Annotated in this window: 15 protein-coding genes; 9 read left to right on the top strand and 6 right to left on the bottom strand. The window is 43.5% G+C overall.

The features are described from left to right. Positions 1-86: 86 nt before the first annotated feature. The 3 genes from PUQ00_RS24310 to PUQ00_RS24300 form a co-directional block, all read right to left on the bottom strand. Positions 87-956, bottom strand: coding sequence for a DUF5895 domain-containing protein (locus PUQ00_RS24310; protein ID WP_300421643.1), 870 nt, complete (start codon positions 954-956; stop codon positions 87-89). Positions 957-1,135: 179 nt separating this feature from the next. Then, positions 1,136-1,840, bottom strand: a complete 705-nt coding sequence (locus PUQ00_RS24305; RefSeq protein ID WP_300421641.1) for a haloacid dehalogenase type II — start codon at positions 1,838-1,840, stop codon at positions 1,136-1,138. Between the two features lie 383 nt (positions 1,841-2,223). Further along, positions 2,224-2,376, bottom strand: a complete 153-nt coding sequence (locus PUQ00_RS24300; RefSeq protein WP_300421639.1) for a CopG family transcriptional regulator — start codon at positions 2,374-2,376, stop codon at positions 2,224-2,226. Between the two features lie 1,002 nt (positions 2,377-3,378). On the opposite strand from PUQ00_RS24300, the gene PUQ00_RS24295 reads away from it, so the two are divergent. From PUQ00_RS24295 to PUQ00_RS24270, 6 genes are all read left to right on the top strand, one after another. After that, positions 3,379-3,879, top strand: coding sequence for a fatty acid hydroxylase (locus tag PUQ00_RS24295; RefSeq protein WP_300421637.1), 501 nt, complete (start codon positions 3,379-3,381; stop codon positions 3,877-3,879). Between the two features lie 415 nt (positions 3,880-4,294). Then, positions 4,295-4,456, top strand: coding sequence for a hypothetical protein (locus tag PUQ00_RS24290; protein WP_300421635.1), 162 nt, complete (start codon positions 4,295-4,297; stop codon positions 4,454-4,456). A 35-nt stretch (positions 4,457-4,491) separates the two neighbouring features. Then, positions 4,492-4,899 (top strand): hypothetical protein, encoded by a 408-nt coding sequence (locus tag PUQ00_RS24285; RefSeq protein WP_300421633.1) that lies wholly within the window; start codon positions 4,492-4,494, stop codon positions 4,897-4,899. After that, entirely contained in the window at positions 4,886-6,829 is a 1,944-nt protein-coding gene (locus PUQ00_RS24280; protein WP_300421631.1) for an ATP-binding protein, read from the top strand. The genes PUQ00_RS24285 and PUQ00_RS24280 overlap by 14 nt, the downstream gene beginning before the upstream one ends. 13 nt (positions 6,830-6,842) lie before the next feature. Further along, on the top strand, positions 6,843-10,610 hold the full coding sequence (locus PUQ00_RS24275; RefSeq protein WP_300421629.1) for a PAS domain S-box protein: 3,768 nt from the start codon (positions 6,843-6,845) through the stop codon (positions 10,608-10,610). Positions 10,611-10,743: 133 nt separating this feature from the next. Next, positions 10,744-11,121 (top strand): response regulator, encoded by a 378-nt coding sequence (locus PUQ00_RS24270; protein ID WP_300421627.1) that lies wholly within the window; start codon positions 10,744-10,746, stop codon positions 11,119-11,121. Positions 11,122-11,249: 128 nt separating this feature from the next. On the opposite strand, the gene PUQ00_RS24265 is transcribed toward PUQ00_RS24270, so the two are convergent. Together PUQ00_RS24265 and PUQ00_RS24260 are read right to left on the bottom strand one after the other, a co-directional pair. Beyond that, the gene (locus tag PUQ00_RS24265) at positions 11,250-11,387 is read right to left on the bottom strand and encodes a hypothetical protein (protein WP_300421626.1); all 138 of its coding nucleotides are present in this window, start codon (positions 11,385-11,387) and stop codon (positions 11,250-11,252) included. A gap of 42 nt (positions 11,388-11,429) precedes the next feature. Then, complete coding sequence (locus PUQ00_RS24260; protein ID WP_300421625.1) at positions 11,430-12,035, bottom strand: flavin reductase family protein; 606 nt, start codon at positions 12,033-12,035, stop codon at positions 11,430-11,432. A 243-nt stretch (positions 12,036-12,278) separates the two neighbouring features. Between PUQ00_RS24260 and PUQ00_RS24255 the strand changes: the two genes are divergently transcribed. The 3 genes from PUQ00_RS24255 to PUQ00_RS24245 all read left to right on the top strand — a co-directional run bounded on the left by PUQ00_RS24255 (position 12,279) and on the right by PUQ00_RS24245 (position 15,329). Next, the gene (locus tag PUQ00_RS24255; protein ID WP_300421624.1) at positions 12,279-13,832 is read left to right on the top strand and encodes an amidase family protein; all 1,554 of its coding nucleotides are present in this window, start codon (positions 12,279-12,281) and stop codon (positions 13,830-13,832) included. Positions 13,833-14,045: 213 nt separating this feature from the next. Then, complete coding sequence (locus tag PUQ00_RS24250) at positions 14,046-14,180, top strand: hypothetical protein (protein ID WP_300421623.1); 135 nt, start codon at positions 14,046-14,048, stop codon at positions 14,178-14,180. Between the two features lie 93 nt (positions 14,181-14,273). Beyond that, positions 14,274-15,329, top strand: coding sequence for an LLM class flavin-dependent oxidoreductase (locus PUQ00_RS24245; protein ID WP_300421621.1), 1,056 nt, complete (start codon positions 14,274-14,276; stop codon positions 15,327-15,329). Positions 15,330-15,469: 140 nt separating this feature from the next. Here PUQ00_RS24245 and PUQ00_RS24240 read toward each other — a convergent pair whose 3' ends face one another. Further along, positions 15,470-15,934, bottom strand: coding sequence for a hypothetical protein (locus tag PUQ00_RS24240; protein ID WP_300421619.1), 465 nt, complete (start codon positions 15,932-15,934; stop codon positions 15,470-15,472). Positions 15,935-16,379: the final 445 nt, after the last annotated feature.

The following is a 16,379-nucleotide window of genomic DNA, read 5'->3' as shown; positions in this document are numbered from 1 at the left end:
CGCGCAGCGTCTCCAAGAGTTGGGTTAGGAGTTAGGAGTTATTAATTCAAAACTCATCACTCCTCACTCCTTACTCCTGACTCTCCTTAGTACGGCGGATAAGCAAAATCATCTTCATCAGCATAAACGTAAGAGTTGGAAACCCCTGCCATTGCCAATTTAGGCGTTTCAGCTTTTACGGGTTCCTTTCCAAAATCTTTGTATTCTTCAAAAGTCTTACAAATCATTGCAGACTCAAGAGAATCAGAAGCAATTAAGTATTGTGTTAAAGTGCCTACCGTCGGATGTTTATAGTCTACAGTTGAAGCTACCAGAACTGTATTTGGTTCAATACCTCTTTCTTCAGACTCAATTATGGGGCAAAAAATCCCGTGAGCATGGAACAAAGGGCCTTTTGATGTCAAAGGTTGCTTGCGGTAAACAGCATAAGCTTTTTCTAGTTCAGCGACAAATCCACTAACTACTTTGCCTTGTTGATATTCGCAGTAGGTTTTGCTAAAACTCGCTCCGGCGGCACCATTAAGAGTTAGTTGTAGTGGTGATTCATGTAAAAACTTTTTATTCTCTCCCACCATAAAAATGAGATGGCGAGTAAAGGTTTTAAATTTAAGTTTGTCTGCTAAAAAAGCATCATAATTATCTTTGAGCGTACCCAGTTTTAAACCACTTTCCCGGTCTTTGACAGACAATGGGCCCCGACGTACTATAACCAAGCTGGGAGTAGTGGTAATAAAGACCGTTTCGACTCCAGAGCTAAATTCATGCTCCACTTGCTGCCAATTATCATCTGGCACAAAGCCCACAGCATGAGCTTGATCCAGCTTAATCGCCAAACCGTGAGATTGTATGCCATCTGTGCCATACCGAGGATTAATCATCTGACACCAGGGGATGACTTGAGAAGGCGGTGCATTGAATTTCTCGTCTTCAAAGTCGAAATTAGCAGATGCTTTCATCGTTTTAGCTATCAAAGTGTTTCATTAAACAAGTTTATCGGCAGAAGGGCGAACGTGCCGTCAAACTGGCGTAGTAGTTTTTCCAGAGTAAAGCAGAATCAATCTATGTTGCAATCCCTGTTTCGTTTTTTCACAACAAATTCTGATCGAAACAGTTCTGGGCACTCAGCACTGATTGCTCAGTATTGTTTCGGTGAACTCAAAGCGGCGAGAGTCTTTAAATCAGCTACTTCTAAGTCAGGTTGACTTACGGCTGAACCGGTGGAATTAACTCCTTTTTGATCTGCTCGACGGTTTACCCAGACTGTTGATAGTCCCAGAGATTTGGCTGTAACGATATCGTGATATACACTAGCAGCAACGTGTAATATCTGCTCTAGCGGCAAATCAATTCTCTCAATAGCCACTCTGAAGTTGTTTAAGGAGGGTTTGTAGCTTTTTGCCTGTTCTGCTGTGATTATCTGGTCAAATTCCACGTCCAAGTGCTTTGCCGAGAAAGCAAAGAGATCGTCATCTACATTTGAGATAATTACCAGCTTAAACTTTGAAGTCAGAGTTCTAAGTGCCTCAACTGTATCGGGGAAAGGCAGCCAATGCTGAATCGAATCAGCGAGTGAATTTAGTTCGTCAGCAGTTGGTTCAAAGCCAAATCGTTCACCAAATTTCTGGACTACTCTCTTCAAAACTTCTCGATATTTGATATATTCTCCATTTTCCAGTTCTGCTTCAAATTTCGCAAAAAGTTCCAGAATTTGATCGTTATCCAAATTAGTGTTATGTACCAGCAAAAGTGGCTTTAGCACCCCTAATATGCCGTTCTCCCAATCAATCAGGGTTCCGTAACAATCGAAAGTTAAAGCCTTATACTGATTGAAGTCAATCACTTTTTTATACTCCAGAGCTTGATTGATCGTGTTCAGTTTTCATAAACTAAAATATGGCTGAACCCATCTGCGTTGGCGCAGCCCGCACTTCTCTACGAGACGCTCCGCGTAGCTTGCTTCCCATTCGCCCCTGGCGTCCCGTAGGGAAGGGTACGGCAAGCTCAGGGCATCGCCACATCCACTGTTGTTGAAGTCTCTGAACATTTCTTCTCTATCAGGGCAACGCGGAACTTCTCGGCTGCTAAAAGATTGGTAAGGTGAACCGCCAGAGCTATCTGTAACTTTTTCGGTAGCAGAGGTAGTAGTAAAAATAATACCTCCAATTCAACTAAATTCTAATGCTTATATCTTGAGAATAAACCAAGGTGAAATAGTTCGCAAATCTACTTTTCTTTCGCCAATGGCAAGGCTCGAATAAGTTCTCGAATCACATCCGTTGCTGGTCTACCTGTCTGTTGACAATACTTTTCAAGGTTCTTGGCTTCATTTGACGCCAGGTTTATCGTGATTCGCTTGACCGCCCATTTTTTGTTCATGCCCAAACAGATAAATCGTGTAATTATAGCTTCAAATTCTGATTTTACCTTTCTTCCCAACTGGAAAGTAACCTAAATTTGGGATGTGTCAAGATACCTGATTGCAATCAATTTAGAATTCCCAATGTTGAAGAAAGCCTTAGAGGATGTTTGAAAAGTCGCAAAGTATACTAGAAACCCCGCTTCCATTCCTCTAATAGAAAGGTCAAGCGGCTTTTAAACCCCCATTCCCTTGTAGGAAAGCGCAGGGCGGTTTCATCCGAAAAAAGAAAAATACATAAGTCTTAATTTCTCGTTTTGTGGCATGGCTTTTGACCCCTCTTCAAACCTCTCCCCCTGTGGGGGAGACGCTTTGATAACTCAGTTTTAGTTTTTCTCTGCTTGTATGAAACCACCCTGCATTCCCTTGTAGTAAAGGGGGGTTAGGAATATTAGGTTTGGGAGGCTTTGATGTTACCAAAAATACTTTTCAAACATCCTCTTAACCTAAATTTGTACTAGCTTTAACTCAACCTTTGCTTACGCTGTATGCCTTAGTAAGAAGATTATGTAGTAACTATGGTAAAACACTGTATTCCAATCGGGTTTTAGGTGTATTACTACCATTTACCCAGAGGTAGAAGTCAGCCCCTTTGGGGAAGTCAAAAGTCACTCATTCAAAAGTTAAAAGTAACAACCCCAGACTTCGACAAGCTCAGTAACCATAAAGAAATTTAGCGCAAAGTCTGAGCGGAGGTTTCCTCCGCTCAGAACTTTGTAAGAGAGGGGCTTGTACCTTTTTATTTCTGGTCAAATTGGAGGTTCTTACGAGTTGCTGTTGACTGCATTAAGGATCGGAGATTCATGAAACTGCAACTGACCCAATTACATATACTCTGAGCCAAATTAACTGGAGCGTAGACCCATGAGACGCACAGGTGCTGCTTGGATAGCGGAAAACCAGGTGTCTACGCCGACAGCATCACATTTGGATATTTTTCTTAACTTACTTGAGGAGTACAAATGCTTGAGGTTATCGCTGTTGCTTGGTTATTACTGTTTTTTGGTGATTTTCTATCTACATTCATTTACCACGTACCCGAGCACGTTTTTGGTAGCCTTCATTTAAAAACGCACCACTCGTGGAAGAAGGACTTCCGCCACTACGCTATTTTAACTTTTAATCCCCAGGTTCTTTTAGATGGGATCTTGGGAGCTTTGCCTTATGTACTCATAGCAGTAGTCTTGTGGTCTTTCTCTCCCATTGGCGTAATCTCTGGATTACTGCTTGGTCAGTTTCATGTATGGTGGAGACACATAAGTGTACTGGGTTGGCAAACTTCAAAGCCTGTAAATATTTTATGCCAAATTTTATTTATTACGACTCCTGAGAGACACTGGTTACACCATCACAAAACTAATTTGGGTTTCGGTGATATTTTCACCTTCTTTGAACAACCTGCACAAATGTGGTTACGCTGGCTACGGTTACTCAGACTTCGTTTTCGCTACTCTCGGATCTAACTGAAGCTAGCGCTTACCTAAATACTTTTTAAAAGTAGCAAAATCAGCTGATTTTGCTACTTTATTTTATGTTTTGTCAGAGAGGGGATTATTCCAGTCTCAGAAATGCGTTGAACTACATATAGGAATCGTATTTAATTTTTGAAATTATCTACGTAGGCGGGGAGTGGGGAGTAGGGAATAGGGAATAAGGAATTAGGCTTTTCGAGTTGTAACGAGCTTTTTCAGAAATCAAATATTAATCCTATAGTCAAAAAAGTTTTACCCTGAGCCTGCCGTACCCTTCCCTACAGGACGCCAGGGGCGAACGGGAAGCAAGCTACGCGGAGCGTCTCGTAAAAAAGGGTCGAAGTGCTGATTCCGAATTAACGAGTAGTAGTAACAACAGATATGAATTGACCATAGATTTCAATCTATGCCTTTATCGAATTATCAAAGCTTTATTTATAGTGTTTCTAGAACTAATCCAAAAGTAACCGAGTTACACGGACGGAAGGATGCCTCTGGTACAGAGTTTAAAGGTATTTGCTACCGCTCAACTTTGCTGTTATATCGCCAATGTTTTTGGGAAAACTAATCTTAATTAGTAAATTATTATATTGCTAGATTTTTATGACAATTCCTCTCTTTTCCAGAGATGCTGGGCGTAGCTTGCTGATCCGAAGGGTTACGGATAGCTACGGTGAAGAAGGCAGGAGGTGGCACACTGAGCTTGCCGAAATGCAGGAGGCAGGAGCCAGAGGGTTGCAATACAGTGTAGGCAACTCTTGGAGACGCTCCGCGAACGCGCAACTGCTACAAAGTGAGAAAATGTCCGTCTTGGAAAACTTAGCGGTAGAGGTGGCAGATAAAATTACAGCAGTTTTCATTTATTTGAACCATGTATATTTTAGGGGCACAGCAATGCTGTGCCCTACCCCGCGAGTGTATTTACCTGGAAATAGCTGTAATAACTCGGTTAGCTTCAATGCGGTCAATTTGCAACTTGTTCTAGATGAGGTGTTTTATGTCCGCAGTTAGCCTCAGAAAGATTCTTAACAAAAAAGAGTTGCCATCTCTGGTTCATAACTTAATTTATCAGCTCCACATGGCGATTGATGTTGAACTGGTAGACGGCACGAAACTAATTAGCATTGGCGAACAAACTGCAAAAAACCGATATCCAATCGAGGTGTTAGGAGAAACTATCGGTTGGGTTGTTGGGGGAGAAGAGGCAACTCTACTTGCGAGTTTGCTCTCGTTTCTAGCAAAACAGGAAGCTGAAAAGAAAGAACTCGCTATAGAATTGCTAGAGCGATATCAGGAAATTGATTTGTTTGAGGATATCTCGACTCAACTGACAACAAGTTTAGATACGCGACAGCTTTCCCAACTTGTGCTTCAGGAGTTGAGTCAATTAATTGAATCGTCTGCGGGGATGATTTTGCTTCTGGGTCCAGATGCAACTACATTTGAAATCATTGCCGAATTTGGAGTATTTTTTGACCACAGTCAGCCGGAACCAGGTAAGGGAATTATTGGCAAGATTGTGCAATCCAACCGGGCAGAACTCGTCAATGATGTGCAAGCAGATCCTCGATTAGAGGGGCAAGAAAACGTTAGCGCCCTGATTTGTGTGCCGTTGCGAGCCAAGGAGCGGGTACTGGGAGCGATCGCTATTGGAACATCCAAAACTGACTCATACAAGGCTAAACACCTGAAACTTGTCAGTATCTTTGCCTCTCAAACTGCAATCGCTATTGACAAAGCTGTACTTTATGAGCAAAGCACTCAAGCAGCCGTCCAGGCAAAAGCCCAGACACAGAAGCTTCAGCAAGCTCTCAATGAATTGCAATTGGCTCAAACTCAGTTAATCCAAAGCGAAAAAATGTCCAGTCTAGGACAACTCATTGCCGGAGTTGCCCACGAAATCAACAACCCGGTTAACTTTATTTACGGCAATTTAAGATATGTTGCCGAATACGCCCAACACTTGTCGCACCTGTTGGAAAAGTATCAGAAATTCCTACCTGTTGCTCCTCCAGAACTGGAATCAGAGTTAGAAAATATAGACCTGGAATTTATCATGGGGGATTTCCCCAAGCTGCTAGATTCAATGAAACTGGGCACAAGTCGCATTGTGGAAATTGTCCAATCTCTGAAAAACTTCTCCCGCCATGACGAAGCAGAAATGAAAGCCGTTAACATCCACGATGGCATCGATGGGACGCTGATGATTCTTCACCATCGTCTGAAAGTAGATGTTCACCGACCGAAAATTGAAATTATAAAAGACTATGCCCAACTTCCCCAGATTGAATGCTACCCCGGACAGTTGAATCAGGTATTTATGAACGTCCTGGCAAATGCTATTGATGCACTGGAAGAGTTAATGGACAATGAAAAAATATCTCTCCCTATTCCCCAAATCACCATTCGGACTGAAGTCCTGGATAGCCAGTTTGTGGTAATTCGCATTGCCGATAACGGCCCAGGCATGAAGGAGGATGTCATCCGCCGTATTTACGATCCCTTCTTTACCACAAAAGAGATTGGCAAGGGAACCGGATTGGGTATGGCAATCAGTTACCAAATTATTGTGAACAGACACCAGGGATTTCTCAAATGTCGTTCTCGGCCGGGGGAAGGAACAGAATTCTGGATTCAGATCCCGGTAAATTGTGCATTGGTGGACGCTGCTGAAGAACAGAATAGCACTTCTGCCTCGCCAACTCCCACTGCCGATACCGACGGCTTCATTCCATCAACAACTCCAATGCTCAAACCGACGGATTTGCTAATCCGCCATAATCAACTGATTCAGCAACTTTCAGAGCAGAGTCCAAACCTGGGCGCGGCATCACCAGAGCAAATTTACCAGATGTTTCAACGTAACCCAATTTCGTTAAAGCTTTACGCCACTTTATTGTCCTGGTTCAGTTGTCCTAACCCTACCCACATCGACCACTAAGGAAACTTCAACTATGTCTAACCAACTTGATGAATACAAAAAAATCTTAAAACATAGCGAAGAAAGGTATCGCTCGCTGGTGACAGCTACCTCACAAATTGTCTGGGTATCCACACCACAAGGAATATATTTTGAACTGGCAAGCTGGATAGCTTATACAGGTCAAAGTCTAACTGAAGCTGAGAACGGGGGGTGGATTGATGCCGTTCATCCCGACGATCGCGATCGCATAGCCCTTACCTGGGGTGCAGCCGTGGCCAACCGCAGCCTCTATCAAACCGAATACCGAATTCGTGGCAAAGACAACAGCTACCGCCACTTCTTTATTTGTGGTGCCCCCGTCCTAGCAGAAGACGGCAGCATCCGCGAGTGGATTGGCACCTGCACCGATATTCACGATCGCAAGCTAGGAGAACAAATTCTGCAACGAAGCGAAGAACGGTTTCGCTCTCTGGTAACTGCCAGCTCACAAATTGTCTGGGTGACTACGCCTGGAGGACTAGCGGTGAGCAGTGAAATGTCTACCTGGTTAGCATACACAGGTCAGAGTGCAGATGAAATCGTCGGTTGGGGCTGGCTCGATTCGATTTACCCCGATGACCGTACCCACACAGCCCTTGCCTGGAGTAATGCTGTGGCGAATCAGAGTCTCTTTCAAACCGAATATCGACTGCGTGCCAAGGATGGCACATACCGCTACTTTTCTGTCTGTGGCACCCCCGTACTGGAAGCAGACGGTAGCCTTCGAGAATGGATTGGCACCTGCACCGATATTCACGATCGCAAGCAGGCAGAAGCCGAAAAGGAGTATTTCGAACAACGGTATCGCTCTTTAGTAACTGCCACTTCACAAATCGTCTGGACGGCATCGTCGGAAAGAATGGTGAACTCTGAAATAGTCGGTTGGGAGGCATATACAGGTCAGAGCAAAGCCGAAATGATGGGCTGGGGCTGGCTGGATGTCACGCATCCTGATGACCGTGCCCATAGTGCTGAAGTTTGGAGTACTGCTGTAGCGAACCGGAGTCTTTATCAACTTGAATATCGGATTCGTGCCAAAGACGGCACTTATCGCTACTTTTTTAGCAGTGCAGTTCCTGTTTTGGAGGCAGACGGCAGCATCCGGGAATGGATTGGCACTTGCACCGATATTCACGATCGCAAGCTAGCAGAACAAACTCTGCGACAGAACGAACAACGATTTCGCTCTCTAGTGAGTGCGATCTCACAACTTGTCTGGGGAGCTACCCCGGAAGGAATGGGAATAAGCAGTCATATGCTCAGCTGGATGGCCTATACGGGGCAGAGCGAAGTTGAAGTTGAGGGTTGGGGCTGGATTGATCCGGTTCACCCCGATGACCGTGCCCACTCCGCAGAAGCTTGGAATACTGCTGTAGCGAATGGAAGTATCCACCAAACCGAATATCGGTTGCGTGGCAAGGATGGCACATATCGCTACTTCTCTGCCTGTGGTACCCCCGTACTGGAAGAAGACGGCAGTATTCGGGAATGGATTGGCACCTGCACTGATATTCACGATCGCAAGCTGGCAGAAGCTGAAAATCAACGTTTATTGGATATGTTGAATCATTCCAGTGATGCCATCATCGTCCGCGACATGACCGATAGAATCTTGTACTGGAATCAAGGTGCCCAAACGCTCTACGGTTGGACGCGTGAGGAAGTGAAAGACCAATACATTCACGCATTTATCAAAAAAACCTTTCCAAAACCCAAACAAGCAATTATGGCAGATTTACTAGAGCAAGGTAATTGGGAAGGAGAAGTGCAACACCTCACCCATGATGGCAAACTGATTATCGTGGAGAGCCGATGGACGTTGCAACGGGACATCGACCGTCAGCCCTGCGCGGTGCTGGAAATCAATACCGATATTACTGCCCGCAAACAAGTAGAAATGGCTCTGCGACAACTGAATCAAGAACTCGAAGCCAGAGTTGTCGAGCGGACGGCTGCCCTGCAAAATACCCTAGCAGAAGCGCAGGGGTTAAATGCGATTTTGGATAACTTAGCTGATGGTTTGTTAGTCACAGATACCACCGGACAAATTACCCACTTCAATCCTGCCTTTTTAGCCATGTATGGATTGACAGCTAACGCCCTCAACGGTCACTACCGAGAACTGCCGATATCTGGTTTACCAGACCTGGTTGCACGAACTCAGTCCCATCCTAAAGAGGTGTTCTCTGCCGAAGTTGCACTGATGAAGGAACGCATTGGTCAGGCAGTGGCGACCGCCATTTTCAAAAAGACGGCAGATCAGGAATCCGATGCCTGCTTCGGTTCGGCGCTGCTAATTCGGGATGTGACGGCGGAAAAAGAAATCGACCAGATGAAGACCGACTTCATCTCTACGGTTTCCCATGAACTGCGGACGCCACTGACTTCTGTCCTCGGTTTTGCTTCAATCATTCAAGAAAAGCTGGAAACAGATGTCTTCCCACTACTTTCTACCGAAGACCGCAAGCTTCAGAAAACAATCAAGCGGGTGGCTGACAATCTCAACATTATTGTGTTGGAAGCAGAACGGCTGACATCTTTGATTAATGATGTCCTGGATATCGCCAAGATGGAAGCAGGTAAGGTGGAATGGCAGATGCAGCCCCTTGATCCTAGCGAATTACTCGATTGGGCAACCAATTCCACCGCCGGGTTGTTTGAAACCAACGGCTTGCAGTTGATGTGCGAGATTGAACCTGGACTGCCTCAGATAGTAGGCGATCGCAATCGTCTGTTGCAAGTCCTAATCAACCTGATTTCCAATGCCGTTAAGTTTACCGAATCCGGTTCTGTCATCTGCCGCGTTAAAAAAGAGAACGAAGGTGTTTGCATCAGCGTCATTGATACAGGCATTGGCATTACACCTGAAGACCAGCCGAAAGTATTCGAGAAATTCCGCCAAGTTGGCGACACCCTCACCGACAAACCCAAAGGCACAGGGTTAGGACTGCCCATCTGTAAACAAATCGTCGATCATCACGGCGGTAAAATCTGGGTTGAGAGTCAATCAGGTAAGGGCAGCATATTCTCGTTCATCATTCCCACTTACGTCTGCAATCAAAAAACCACTGCTAATCTGAATCTGGATACGCTAGTTAAACAACTCAAAGAACACGTCATTACCACAAACCCTGTGCTGAACCAAAACCGTAAAACCATTTTGGTTGTAGATGATGACACTAACATTCGGGAACTGCTCCGTCAACAACTCGAAAACGAAGGCTACAACGTTCGAGAAGGAAAAGACGGCATGGATGCAATTCATCAAATCAAAACAGCCCGTCCCGATCTGATTCTCTTAGATGTGATGATGCCCCAAATCAACGGCTTCGACGTGGCAGCTGTTCTCAAAAATGATCCCCAAACCGCAGACATTCCGATCATTATTCTGTCAATTATTGAAAACAAAGAACGGGGCTACCATATTGGCATTGATCGCTATCTCACTAAGCCGATTGACACAGAAAAACTCCTCAGCGAAATTGGCTCACTGCTTAACCAAGGTACTTCCAGTAAGAAGGTATTGGTTGTAGATAAAAATGCCTCAACCTTAAAAACCCTATCGGATGTACTACAAACTCAGGGATACAGCGTGATTGAAGCCTCCGATCCTCAAGAATGCATCAATAAAGCTCGGTCAGCCAAACCTGACATGATCGTCATCGATTCTATTTTCTCTCAAGAAGCCGACATGGTAAAAGCCTTACGCTTTGAGAAAGATTTGGAGAATGTATTCTTCATCATTTTGTCTGATCGCTAATTGCATCAACTGGGGATTGCTTACCGAATTTTAGATTTTAAATTTTGGAAAATGGAATTGAAGTTCAAAATCTAAAATTAAATGACAGAGCCAGTGACTTGATTGCTCTTTTCAATCTAAAATCTAAAATTGTATGAGCCAGAAAATTCTGATTGTTGACGATGAACCCAATATCTTGATTTTGATGGAACAAGCCCTAGAAGCATTAGAAGACGAGGGTGTTGAACTTCTAACTGCTAAAAATGGAGAAGAAGCTCTCGAAACTATTAAAACTGAAAAACCGAATCTAGTTTTTCTCGATGTGATGATGCCTAAAATGAATGGTCTGCAAGTCTGTCACATTGTTAAACACGACCTGCAAATGACTGATATCTACATTGTGATATTGACAGCTAAAGGGCAGGAATTTGATAAACAAAAAGGAATTGAGGTTGGTGCAGATTTATATCTAACGAAACCGTTTCGCCCTAAAGAAGTACTTGAAAAATCAAAGCAGGTGTTGGGTTTTTGAGGAAAGCTCTGAATGCTTTTCTACTGCGATCGCAGCACTTGGTAGTGGCAATTCATCCCTAATAAGCATAGCTTGCTTCTGCAACTAGGCTATTTTGACTTTCAATCACCAGGTTATTTTAGATAGAATTAAATATTTTTTAAAATTACCAAAATAGCTGCGATCGCAGCTATTTTGATACCACAGAGATTAACACCAGTCAAATCGCTATCGCTCGAATCAGCCTCACTAAAATCTCTCTCCCCAGCAGAATACTTTTCCAGCAATTCTTCAATATCTATAACTTACCTCTTGCATCAAATAATACTTTAAGTGGGGCGAGTAATTTCATACAAATCCTGGGTGCGGGTATACCAGTTACCCGACAGGCGACCGATCGCGTGCAACTTGGCGACATCAATTGTGTTTTCCGGTGTCAGTAAATCGTCCCGAATATGCCACAGCACCGCCTCAGCAATAATTAATCCCGATTGGCTACCTTCATTCCCTAAATAAACTACTTGCTTCAGCACACACTCAATATTAATGGGTGATTCAGCAACTCGTGGCGGACGCACTCGTTTTGAGGGAGCAGGAGTTAGTCCCGCTACTTGAAATTCGTCCACATCTGGCGGAAAATCGCCACTGGTGGCGTTCATTTGTTGCCCCAATTCTTCAACAACTATATTGACCACCAGTTCACCCGACTGCTCTACATTCAATAAAGTATCTTTTTTAACACCGCGCCGTAGACCTGTGGAGATGGCTAGAGTCGGTGGGTTAGCTGTCACGCCCATAAAAAAACTGAAAGGTGCGACATTGGGCGTACCATCGCTGGCGATCGTTGACACCCAAGCGATCGGTCGGGGAACCACTGAACCAACAAGTAATTGATAGGTATTCCGTGGGTCGTTCTGAGAAGGATCAATAATCATCTGATGTGTAGTTTTCTTGACTGCTCTTGCTTTTTTTAGCTATCTATGAGATGTTCTTACTCAGTAAGTATACTACGGTTATACGACCTAATTACCGTGTTTAACGTATTTAATTGCTCAAACGAAATATTCGCACGTTGAGTCTTAATCAAATCTTAAAGCCTCCGGTACAAGAGTAAGCCAGTCATGCCTGAACTTGAGAACTGGTGGCTGAACACTAATTCCTAATTAAAGGCGTAGATAGTGGCTGAAACTTGCAGTTTCCAACTAGAAGAGACAACAATCGCTGAGATTAACATGGCGTTTGACGCAAGAGCGTTAACATCTCAGCAGTTGACTCAACTATATTTAAATCGCATTCATGCTTATAACAATCATGGGCCACGTCTTAACGCCATCAACACCATCAACTTAAACGCTTTAGAAACATCTGCCGCTTTAGACTTGGAACGTCAGTCAACAGGTAAGAGAAGTTTGCTGCATGGAATACCTGTATTTGTTAAGGATAATTACGACACCTTTGATTTACCAACTACAGCTGGTTCAGTGCTGCTCAAAGATTCAATTCCGCCAGATGATGCATTCTTAGTTAAACAGTTACGTGAGCCTGGAGCAGTTATTCTAGGCAAAACAGCCATGAGTGAGTGGGCTTGGATAGGGGCAAAGTCTTTGATTGGGATTACTGTAAACCCTTATAAACTTAACCGTGCGCCTACTGGCTCAAGTTCAGGTACGGGCGTGGCGATCGCCGCTAATTTTGCCGTAGTTGCTACAGGTAGTGATACTGGCGGCTCAATTCGTAACCCGTCTGCTGTTAATGCTCTTGTTGGCATTAAACCAACTCTCGGACTTACAAGCCGAGATGGGATTATTCCTCTAGCTTCTGCTTTTGATGTCGGCGGCCGCATAACACGGACTGTTACAGATGCAGCAATTACTCTGGGGATTATGACTGGCATAGATGTTAATCATCTCCAAACTTATAAAAGTGAAGGACAGTTTTACAAGGACTATACACAGTTCTTAAATCAAAACGCCTTGAGGAGTGCGCGGATTGGCGTTGTAGAAGATTTCTTTGGCAGTAACAAAGAAATTGATGATTCAATCAGGACAGCGATCGCCATTTTAAAAGAATTGGGTGCGATCGTTATTGAGCCAATTCACTATCCAGAAAAGGTGCTTGCTGTTCGCACTGAAGTACATAACCGAGTTATTTATACAGAATTCAAAAGTAAAATTGCTGATTACTTAATAACTTTAGAAGACAAATATCCCAAAACGTTTGCAGAAATTTTTGCTCTAAGCAAGTCTCATAATCGCACAGATTCTCAAAATCAAGACTTACTAGAACTATTTGAGTCAGTTGCCTTAGCTGGTAGTTTAAGTGATCCTGCGTATCTTGATGCCATAGACAACGGAATTCCTTTAATTAGAAATGCCATCCGGGAAATTATGGATAGCTACAATTTAGATGCCTTGGTTTATCCTACACGCAGATGTCCGCCGTATCCTCTACCTTTTGTCGTTGATCCCAGCTATGTATGCGAAGACGGACTAGCAGCTTCAAATTTTGCAAACATCACTGGTTTTCCAGAAATTAATGTGCCGACAGGCTGGACTGAGGACGGAATACCAATCAGTATTTCTTTCTTTGGTCGTGCCTACAACGAGCCAATATTATTAGGATTTGCCTACGCCTATGAACAAGCCACTAAATACCGCTGCCCTACTAACACCACACCTCCCCAGGCTGGGGAGGTAATTGAGTATACACGAGTAGCAACATCAGGTGAATAGGCGATCGCCCTTCAACTATCAAGTAAGAAACTTGAAGAAGGCAGAAGGCAGAGGGCAGATGTTCAAAGACTGAGTTTAGATAAAACTATAACACTGAGAGATTTAGGCAAAATTTATGGGAGAAGTATAGCTGTACCCCAACTGGTTGGGACTCTTATTCAAGTTGTTGACAAACTAGAAGCGCTATTTCGCGAAGAGGCTGGGGATGGTTTTGTGATTTCGCCTGCTTATCTTCCTGGTTCTTTTGATGAGTTTGTCGATTTGGTGATACCGGAATTACAAAAACGTGGATTATTCCGCAAAGAATATACAGGTAATACTTTAAGGGATTCTTTAGGACTCAATTAAATAATTCGTAATTCGGAACGGGGATTTAGACCCCTAGAACTAGTTAATGCTCGGATCGGGAACTTGTAACTAACTTTTTACTAGGAGATAACTATGACAAAACCACGTTATGGGATTTGGGCACCTGTCGGTGGCAATTTTGGGCCTCTCAACACCCCAGAAGAACCTGTGGATGCAAGTTATGAGCGCACGCGATCGCTTATTTTAGAAGCAGAGCGTTTGGGATACGCCACCACTTTAGTAGCACAGCACATCGCCAACCCCCGCAGTCTGGAACTGGAACAGCTAGAAACCTGGACGGCATGTGCAGCTTTAGCTGAAGCCACAGAACGAATTGAGATTATCGCCGCGATTAAACCCCTGCTGTTCCATCCAGCAGTTTTGGCGAAGATGGCGTTAGGCATTGATGCCATCAGTAATGGACGTTTTGCCATTAATCTAATCAGTGCTTGGTTTAAACCAGAGATGGAGCGCACTAATATTCCCTTCCCACCCCACGATGAGCGCTATCGTTATTCGGGTGAGTGGTTGCAGGTTGTCAAGTCCCTCTGGAGTGGCGAGAGGGTTAACTTCCAGGGTGAATACTTCAAAATAGAGGATTTGAGTTTCCCGCCCACTTCCATCGCCCAACCGCATCCTCCTATCTACCTCGGAGGGGCATCTGATCTGGCGCAAATATTAGTTGCGGAACAGGCAGATATTTACTTCATTAACGGTCAACCGATTGAGGATGTCCGCAAGGTGATTAAACAAGTTTTAAGTAGACCGCGAACCCTACCCAAACCGGTGCACTTTGGTCTATCAGCCTTTGTGATTGCTCGTTCCACCGATGCCGAAGCCCAAGCAGAACTTGAGCGACTTATGGCACTCCAGAAGCAAGAAGAACACTTGAAATTAAGTGTTGCCAAAGGAGTTGACCCAGAAGCCGTGATGTTCCAACTCTTCGCCAAAAATCCAGCTGTTGGCGGCAATGGTGGCACAGCAGCAGGGCTGGTTGGTAGCTACGATACGGTAGCTACAAGAGTTGCAGATTTTGTTGATGTAGGAATCGAGACTTTCATGCTGCAATTCAATCCCTTTGCCCAAGAAATGACGCGCTTTGCCCAAGAAATTATGCCGCGAGTGCGCTCTTTAAAACTTGTGGCTTGAAGCTAAGTATTAGATTCTCCCCCGCCACATTTCCAAAGAAGGATTGGAGCGATCATCTACTGCGATCGCAGCTTTTTTTATCTAGCTATTTAGTTAACTCAGATTCAGGCTTTTTGACTGACCTTGGGTCTTTTCTGCAATTAATACAACTCTAAAGTTTCTAATTCTGGTGAGAGTGGAAAGCCAAATTTTTCATGATAATGAGGAAACTTGAGTAAGAATAAGCATAAAGGTTTATTTTGATAAAAAGCTTTTAGCTTAAACGTGCGAACTTCAAAACCTTCCTTCTGTGCTTCTTGTGATTCAGAAAAGCTTCCAGGAAAAATTTCATCAAAATGAATTTCAAATTTCCTTGCAGTTTCCAAAAAAGGCTTGCCAATCAATCTAGCACTATTGTCATAGGCAGGGTTAGGTATTACTCTCCTATACTGGCTTTCGTCGAATCCAGCACTGGAAATAAATTCAAAAAATCCGCTAAATATCTTCAGGTTTTCACTTGTATTAAAATCTTGCCAACCTTGAAATAAACTATCTTGAAGCTCTTGAACAAGATTAATGACAAATTGAATTTTTACAGAATGAATTTCAGCAGTAACTATTTCCATTTCTACCTTTTTAATTTAAATAGTGATTTATTGACAAAAAATCCGCTTCACTTCCAGGTTTTGAAAGTAACAAAATCAAAACGCTCTTGTAATCTCAAAAGACTCGAAAGCATTTAGCCAATAGAAAATATAGGATTTTTTAAATCCCTCGACTCCAGCACATCATAGGAATGAAGTACCATAAACAGATTTAAACTTTGCGGATGATGCAATCCTCAAAGCTCACTAAATTTTCCTTAGAACCTCTAAAATTTCTGAAGCTCTAAGCCGAAATACTTATGTGTTTATACTGTCATAAAAGAACAATACAAGTCAATAAGATTAGTCATAAATTCAAAAATTACTCAATATTACTGTTGACAAGTTTATATTTACCAAACAGAATTCAGGTGCCAGTCGCCAGAATTCACTTGGGTATTTTGTGCGACTGGTGGATGAATAAACG

This window comes from Nostoc sp. S13, from assembly GCF_029379315.1.
In the GTDB taxonomy this organism is placed as follows: Bacteria; Cyanobacteriota; Cyanobacteriia; order Cyanobacteriales; family Nostocaceae; genus Nostoc.
Note: the sequence above shows the minus strand (reverse complement) of the source record. Positions and strands in the feature narration are given on the sequence as shown.